Source organism: Sphingorhabdus sp., from assembly GCF_044354325.1.
Classification (GTDB): domain Bacteria; phylum Pseudomonadota; class Alphaproteobacteria; order Sphingomonadales; family Sphingomonadaceae; genus Sphingorhabdus_B.
Genome location: NZ_JBILAF010000013.1, coordinates 24,813 through 31,852, shown reverse-complemented (window position 1 = coordinate 31,852; position 7,040 = coordinate 24,813). Strand labels below are relative to the sequence as shown.

Below are 7,040 nucleotides of genomic sequence, written 5' to 3'. Positions count from 1 at the left end.
GCGATCGACCTGCTGACGCAGCTGTGCAACATGGGGTGCATCGCGTTCGAAGGCGAAGATTGATTTGCGCACCCGGCTGAGCATTTGCCGAAGGAAAGCGGGCTACCCGGCGGAGGCCGAGGCCATCGCCGCAATGGCGGCGGCGACAATCACGCTGCGCCATTATCGCTGCGACCGATGTGGCCAATTTCATCTGACCAGCCGGACCAAGGGCAAGCGCGTGCCGCGACCGGCGGATTAAGCCGCTGCGTCAGACCTCACGCCAACTGCCGGGGGCAAGATCGTCCAGCGTCCAATCGCCAACGCCGTGGCGCACCAGCCGCAATGTCGGGTGGCCGACCGCGGCGGTCATGCGGCGCACCTGCCGGTTGCGTCCTTCGCGGATGACAAGTACTATCCAGCTGTCGGGCACCGTCTGGCGGACGCGGATGGGCGGATCGCGCGGCCAAAGCTGCGGGTCGGCAATGCGCTCTGCCTCTGCGGGCAAGGTCATCCCGTCCTTCAACTGCACACCGCGCCGCAGTTGGTTGAGCGCATCATCGGAAACCGTGCCCTCAACCTGAACGCGGTAGATTTTGGGCAGCTTGTACCGCGGATCGGAAATGCGCGCCTGCAACCGCCCGTCGTCGGTTAGGATCATCAGCCCTTCGCTGTCCATATCCAACCGGCCCGCGGGATAGACCCCGGGCACGTCGATAAAGTTGGACAAGGTCGGGCGCGGCGAACCGGCGGTTCCCGTGTCGGTAAATTGCGGCAAGACGCCAAAAGGTTTGTTGAACAGAATGACGCGCGACATCCCCAACCCATAGCGAAGGCGGCAGAAAAGGGGAAATCATCTTCTCAGCGCGTAAGATTATAACCAAATAGATTATTATGTTTTGAAATAATCATGATATGTGGTTATTTGGCTTTTTGGCACAGTCGAAAATTGCGATATGGATAGGTGGTGACTGGCGCTATCTGATTGCCCATGACGGGATGCGGCTTTGGAACAGGTCCAATGGTCGTGATAGCATTTATACCGGAGGCGTTTGGCGTAGCGGACCAATTATCGCAAACCCGTCTGGCGGGGCAGTGGTCGATACTGAAGCGCGTGCGACACTCAGTGCGATGTTACAGTATTTCAGGCTGATAGGCATATTGACGCCTTGAGCGGCCGCGTCGCAAAAACACGGTCAGTATTCGGATAAAATGCGCGTAATGGCGACATTTTAGCAACAGTATGTGGACATAGAGACTTGCATCGATGGAACAGAACCGATAGAAAAACGTTCTAAAATTTCCGTTCCTAAAGATAGAAAAAGGGGAAAGTTGATGCGTAAGTTAGCCATAGGTTTGGTGCTCGCTTCTACTGCTCTGGCATCACCGGCTTTGGCCCGCGACGACCAGTGGTATGTTGGAGTCGATGGCGGTGCCATGATAGTAGAAGACTTGGCTTTGGATATCGGCACATTGGACAATGCTGCATCGGTTGACACAGACAAGGGTTATGATTTTGGCGGCGTAGTCGGCTATGATTTCGGCGGTTTCCGTCTCGAATCAGAAGTTTCTTATCGCCAGGCGAATTTAACTGGGTTCAGCAGCCAGGCGCCTCAGATTACGAGCGGCGCAACAACTGCTCTCGCACGTAGCGGTTCGTATGAAATCGCTGGCGATGCAAGCGCTTTGAGCTTCATGGTCAATGGTCTTTTCGATTTTGGCGACGATGATGGCCTTCAGGGCTTTGTCGGCGGCGGCGTTGGCGTTGCACGTGTTGATGTGACGGCTACTCTCGCTGCTCCATCTTTCCTCGACGATTCAGACACCGGGCTTGCATGGCAGGCTCTTGCGGGCATCCGTGCGCCACTGAGCGATAGCTGGGACGTCGGTCTGAAGTACCGTTTCTTCAACGCAGACAAGGTTGGTCTTGTTGACCGTCTTGGCCGTTCGGTTGACACGCGCTTCCGTTCGCACAGCATCATGGGCAGCCTGATTTATAACTTCGGCGGCGCACCTGCACCAGTTGAAGTTGCAGCACCCCCACCACCGCCACCATATGTGGCGCCACCAGCTCCACCGCCACCGCCACCGCCGCCACCAGCGCCAGTGTGCAACACCGGCCCTTATATCGTATTCTTCGATTGGGATCAGTCGAACTTGCGTCCTGACGCAGCTTCGGTTCTGGACAACGCTGTTGCTCAGTATTCGAACTGTGGCACCGCGAAAGTTATGCTTGCTGGTCACGCCGATAAGTCGGGTAGTGCAAAGTACAACGTTGGCCTCTCGCAGCGTCGTAACACCACTGTGCGTTCGTACCTTGAGTCCAAGGGCGTTGCCGGCGGTGCAATTGCAACCGAAGCATTCGGTGAAACTGCACCATTGGTTCAGACTGCAGATGGTGAGCGTGAACCGCAAAACCGTCGCGTTGAAGTTACCTACGGTCCAAATTCGGGAATGTAATTCCGAACGGATCAATATGTTAAAAGAAAGGCCGGTCGAAAGACTGGCCTTTTTTTATGTCGTTAATTGATGCAGCCGAAAGGTCTGCGTTCTTACGCAGCTTTGGTTTTTGCCCGAGCACGGACAATGGCCGCCTCAAGCAGCCTTGTTTCCAGTGATTTCAACTTGGCCTTGCTTTCGATTTTTGCACCGAAAAGATCTGTCGCATAGAATGTATCTACTGCGCGTTCGCCATAGGTTGCGATGTGCGCACTGTGCAATGTTACCTTTGACTCGAACAAAGCTAATGCCAAGTTGTTCAGCAATGCCGGCCGGTCCAGCGCATTTACTTCTACAACGGTGAAGCGGTTAGACGCTTGGTTATCGATCAACACTGAAGGCGCAATTTTAAATGCGTCGGCACGCCGGAGCGCCTTTGGCTTGGCATCTAGTTGCGTCATCAACTTTGCACGGTTGGTCAATGCTTCTTCGATATTGCGCGCTAAGCGGTCCAATTGGCCCTGCTCGCGAAATGGACGACCGAGCGGATCTTGAATCAGGAAATTATCGATCGCCATCCCGTCGCTGCTTGTGTGGATCCGTGCATCGATGATGTTTCCGCCTGCCAAGTGAATCGCACCTGCAATGCGATAAAATAAGCCGGGATGGTCGGCCGCGAATACCGTGACGAGCGTTGCGCCTCGGTCGGGGTAATAACATGCGTCAATGGCAAGCTCAGTACCTTCATTTTTCAAGAGATGCCGTGCATTGCGCTCAATGATATCGTCTGGCTCGGCTATCCAATAGGCGTCGGGTAACGTCTTTGCGAATTGCGCAAATTTTTCAGGGGACAGCTGCAAGGCTGACTCGAGCTTCGATTTTTTCGAAGCGATGCGTTCGTCACGGCCACGTTGCTTGTGGCCAAGCCGCAGCACTTCTTCAGTGGCTTCGAAAAGATCGGACAATAATTGGCGCTTCCAACTGTTCCAAACGCCTGGACCAACAGCGCGAATGTCCACCACCGTCAAGACGAGCAGCAATTTCAAACGTTCAGGCGACTGAACCGCCTGCGCAAAATCCAATATCGTTTTGAAGTCGGCAAGGTCACGTTTGAACGATGTCGCGGACATCAACAAATGGTGGCGAACCAACCACGCGACTGTTTCGGTCTCCGCCGCTGATAACCCAAGTCGCGGGCATAATGTTTCCGCGACCTGAGCGCCTAAAACGCTGTGGTCGCCGCCGCGTCCCTTTGCAATATCGTGCAGCAAGGTTGCGACATACAATACCCTTCTGCTGACGATATTCCGCATTATGGCAGCCGAAAGCGGATGATCTTGTTTTAGTTTTCCGCTTTCGATGTTCGCCAATAGCCCAATGGCGCGGATCGAGTGTTCGTCGACGGTGTAATGATGGTACATGTCGAACTGCATTTGCGCGACCACGCGGCGGAAATCGGGAATGAACCGTCCAAAAATCGTGGATTCGTTCATCCAGCGCAATACGGTTTCCGGATCGCGGCGCGAGGTCAGAATATCTAAAAAGAGCGCGTTGGCCCGCGGGTCCTTTCGGACCGCCTTATCTACAAGCCGTGCATCGCGCTGGGCCGTCCGCATGGCTGAAGGGTGAATTTCTAGCCCATGCAAATCCGCGAGGTGGAAAATTTCCAATAGCCGAACGGGGTCTTCGACGAAAAACTGATCATTGGGTAATGCCAAGCGACCACGGTCAAGCTGGAAACCATTAAGCTTGCGTGGTTTGCGGTTAAAACTTGGAATGAACCGGCGGCCTTTTTGAGCCATGGCTTCATCCAAATGCGCCAAGAATAAGCCCGTAACGTCGCCCACGGTTTTGGCATTCAAGAAATAATAATGCATGAACCGCTCAACCGCCGAACGACCGGGGCGATCGGCGAACTGCATCTGTTCGGCCACTTCGCGCTGCAAATCAAATGTCAGCCGTTCCTCTGCGCGGCCAGTAATATTGTGCATATGACAACGAACGGACCAGAGGAAGTTTTCGGCTTTCCTGAACCGGTTATATTCTTCGACCGACAATAGCCCAACATGGACGAGATCAGATGCCGTTGAGACCTTGTGGATATATTTTCCAATCCAATACAAGGTATGTAAATCGCGCAGGCCGCCTTTGCCGTCTTTGATATTGGGTTCCACAACGTAGCGGCTGTCGCCCATACGCTTGTGCCGTTCATCGCGTTCGGCCATTTTCAAGCGCACAAAATCGGGCGCCGTATTTGCGACCACTTCGTTCCAGAAGCGTAATGCGGCCTCTTCGTAAACGGCACGGTCGCCCCAAACGAACCTGCTTTCCAAAAGCGCGGTACGGATCGTTAGATCTTCTTGCGCCATTTTCACGGTCTCATCCAAAGACCGGCTGGATTGGCCAACTTTCAGGCCGAGATCCCAAAGAAGGTACAAAATCGCTTCGACGACTTGTTCGGTCCATGAGCTTCTTTTGTAAGGGGTAACAAACCCGATATCGACGTCGCTATGCGGCGCCATCTCGCCGCGGCCATATCCGCCCACCGCAAGGATAGCGATCCGTTCCGATGCTGAGCGGTTCGCCGCGGGATATGCGTGGACGGTCACATAGTCGTAAATAAGCCGGACAATCTGATCGACCAGAAAGGCTTGCTCTGCGGACGCGCGGTAACCCTGTGACGGGTTTTCACCCAGTCGTCTTTTGATTTCGGCGCGCCCGTCCGCCAACGCGCCTTGCAAAAGCTCAAGGATCTGCGGACGGCAGCGCTGAGGACCGTCTTCTGCAACAATAGATTCAATTTTATCGGCAAGCGCAGTCCTGTCGATAATGTCGCGTTGCTTTATAATCCGGTCAGGCGCTGAAGTCATACAGACACTCTAGGCGCGTTCACGCCCTATGTCAGCATCAAGCAGAAACCTTTGCATTATATTCCCGGCGCAAAGCAACGCGGTCGATTTTCTGGGTACCAAGACGCGGCAATGGCTCTGCCACTTGCCAGAAATGGGCCGGGATTTTGAATGGCGCTAGACGTGGTGCGAGGAACGCTTTGAGCTCATCCTCGGTCAGCTCGACCCCATCCTTCGTGTGATAGACGATGCCTGGAACTTCCCCATATTTGTCATCGGCAATGCCAAACACGGATAGCTCGACAATCGAGTCATGTTCATATGCGGCGGCTTCTACTTCTGGGCAGCTGATGTTTTCACCGCCGCGGATGATGATGTCTTTTTTGCGGTCTACGATGAACAGATAACCATCTTCGTCGAGATAGCCGATATCTCCGGTCCGGAAGAATCCGTCAGCGGTAAACGCGTCACGCGTCGATTGTTCGTTGTTCCAGTAACCGTTGAAATTCGCGATGGTGCGAATACCGACTTCGCCGCGTTCACCCTGCGGAAGAACGTTTCCATCATCATCAAGCATTTGCACTTCGACCAAGGGCTTCGTGGCTGGTCCAGTGCTGGTGGGCTTTTCCAGATAGTTATCGGTGAAGTTGCCGCAGCCCACGCCGTTCGTTTCGGTAAGGCCATAACCCAGCAGCGGATAGCCCCAGCTCATTTCCTTACGGATTTTTTTGACATGTTCCACGGGGCGTGGGGCGCCGCCAGCCGCGAAGGCCGTGCAGCTGGTAAGGTCATATTTGTGACGGTTAGGGTGCGTCGCGAGTTCAATGCTCATCAATGGAACGCCAACGAAATAGCTGATGCGTTCCTTTTCGATGATGCGCATGGCTTCTTCCGCATCCCATTTCGGCATCAATACCAACTTGCGCCCAATCGCGAAGCTTTGCAGAACCAATGGAATGGACGCGGTAACGTGAAACAATGGAACGTTAACCAGCGCCGATGGCTGGGCTGGCATGGCCTGACCAGTGGACGAAAGAAGCTCGAAAAAGACGAGTGTCTGGCCCACGTAACTCATCGCGCCCTGAACGACGGCCCGGTGGTCGGAAACCGCGCCTTTGGACTGACCTGTCGAACCGGATGTGTACAGAATTGTTGCATTGTCTGTGGGGGCAAGTGCGGGCAGCGGTGTTTCTGCGCCGCCTCCTTTTGAGGTCAAGACAGACAGCCCTTCTGTCGGCGCGCCATCATGACCGAATATCAATAGCTCACAACCGCCAATGTCGTGCCCTGTCAAGCGCGCAGCGCGCTGTTCATCCGCGAGGACATAGCGACAGCCGACCATGCGGATGCCTTCGGCCAATTCGCCACCTTGCCACCAACCGTTGAGCAAAGTTGCAACGCCGCCGGCCATAACAATGGCCATATAGGCAATGATCCAGTTGGCCGAATTGCGCGCGGCGATCCCGACCCTGTCGCCTTTTTGAAGTTTGTGCCCGTCGACTAAGCCGCCAGCCAGCACGCGCGCTGCGGCATAAGTTTCGCGAAAGCTTAGCCGGATGTCGCCATCTACCAGAAATTCTTTGTCCGCATGCGTGGCGCAAAAGAATGCCAGATAGTCGGCCATGTTGCCGGGTGCTTTCGCCAGCATGGGCAATTGCACACCAAATTTTTCAACATAGGTCACCGTTAAAGGGCCATCGTCGGTCATGAGACGATTTATGGTAGCGTCGATCGCGAGGTCCAATTGGGACGGCATGTGATTCTCTCCTAAAC

6 protein-coding genes are annotated in these 7,040 nt (G+C 54.5%); 3 read left to right on the top strand and 3 right to left on the bottom strand.

Going from position 1 to position 7,040, the window contains the following annotated elements:
• Positions 1 to 64 precede the first annotated feature (64 nt).
• Entirely contained in the window at positions 65 to 241 is a 177-nt protein-coding gene (locus tag ACIQ0G_RS02545; RefSeq protein WP_397576551.1) for a hypothetical protein, read from the top strand.
• Between the two features lie 9 nt (positions 242 to 250).
• Here the strand turns inward: ACIQ0G_RS02545 and ACIQ0G_RS02540 are convergent, their stop codons facing one another.
• Positions 251 to 796 (bottom strand): pseudouridine synthase, encoded by a 546-nt coding sequence (locus ACIQ0G_RS02540; RefSeq protein WP_397576550.1) that lies wholly within the window; start codon positions 794 to 796, stop codon positions 251 to 253.
• Positions 797 to 894: 98 nt separating this feature from the next.
• Here ACIQ0G_RS02540 and ACIQ0G_RS02535 point away from each other — a divergent pair, with 98 nt between their 5' ends.
• A complete protein-coding gene (locus ACIQ0G_RS02535) occupies positions 895 to 1,152 on the top strand; it encodes a DUF2793 domain-containing protein (RefSeq protein WP_397576549.1) in 258 nt (85 codons plus the stop codon).
• A gap of 162 nt (positions 1,153 to 1,314) precedes the next feature.
• Complete coding sequence (locus tag ACIQ0G_RS02530) at positions 1,315 to 2,439, top strand: OmpA family protein (protein ID WP_397576548.1); 1,125 nt, start codon at positions 1,315 to 1,317, stop codon at positions 2,437 to 2,439.
• A 92-nt stretch (positions 2,440 to 2,531) separates the two neighbouring features.
• Here ACIQ0G_RS02530 and ACIQ0G_RS02525 read toward each other — a convergent pair whose 3' ends face one another.
• Complete coding sequence (locus tag ACIQ0G_RS02525; protein ID WP_397576547.1) at positions 2,532 to 5,288, bottom strand: [protein-PII] uridylyltransferase; 2,757 nt, start codon at positions 5,286 to 5,288, stop codon at positions 2,532 to 2,534.
• 37 nt (positions 5,289 to 5,325) lie between these two features.
• Positions 5,326 to 7,023, bottom strand: coding sequence for a class I adenylate-forming enzyme family protein (locus ACIQ0G_RS02520; RefSeq protein WP_397576546.1), 1,698 nt, complete (start codon positions 7,021 to 7,023; stop codon positions 5,326 to 5,328).
• Positions 7,024 to 7,040 lie beyond the last annotated feature (17 nt).

What these genes read in the sequence shown, in the direction of transcription:
- ACIQ0G_RS02540 (WP_397576550.1), bottom strand. Translation starts at nt 796, where the DNA reads ATGTCGCGCGTCATTCTGTTCAACAAACCTTTTGGCGTCTTGCCGCAA.
- ACIQ0G_RS02535 (WP_397576549.1), top strand. Translation starts at nt 895, where the DNA reads ATGTGGTTATTTGGCTTTTTGGCACAGTCGAAAATTGCGATATGGATA.
- ACIQ0G_RS02530 (WP_397576548.1), top strand. Translation starts at nt 1,315, where the DNA reads ATGCGTAAGTTAGCCATAGGTTTGGTGCTCGCTTCTACTGCTCTGGCA.
- ACIQ0G_RS02525 (WP_397576547.1), bottom strand. Translation starts at nt 5,288, where the DNA reads ATGACTTCAGCGCCTGACCGGATTATAAAGCAACGCGACATTATCGAC.
- ACIQ0G_RS02520 (WP_397576546.1), bottom strand. Translation starts at nt 7,023, where the DNA reads ATGCCGTCCCAATTGGACCTCGCGATCGACGCTACCATAAATCGTCTC.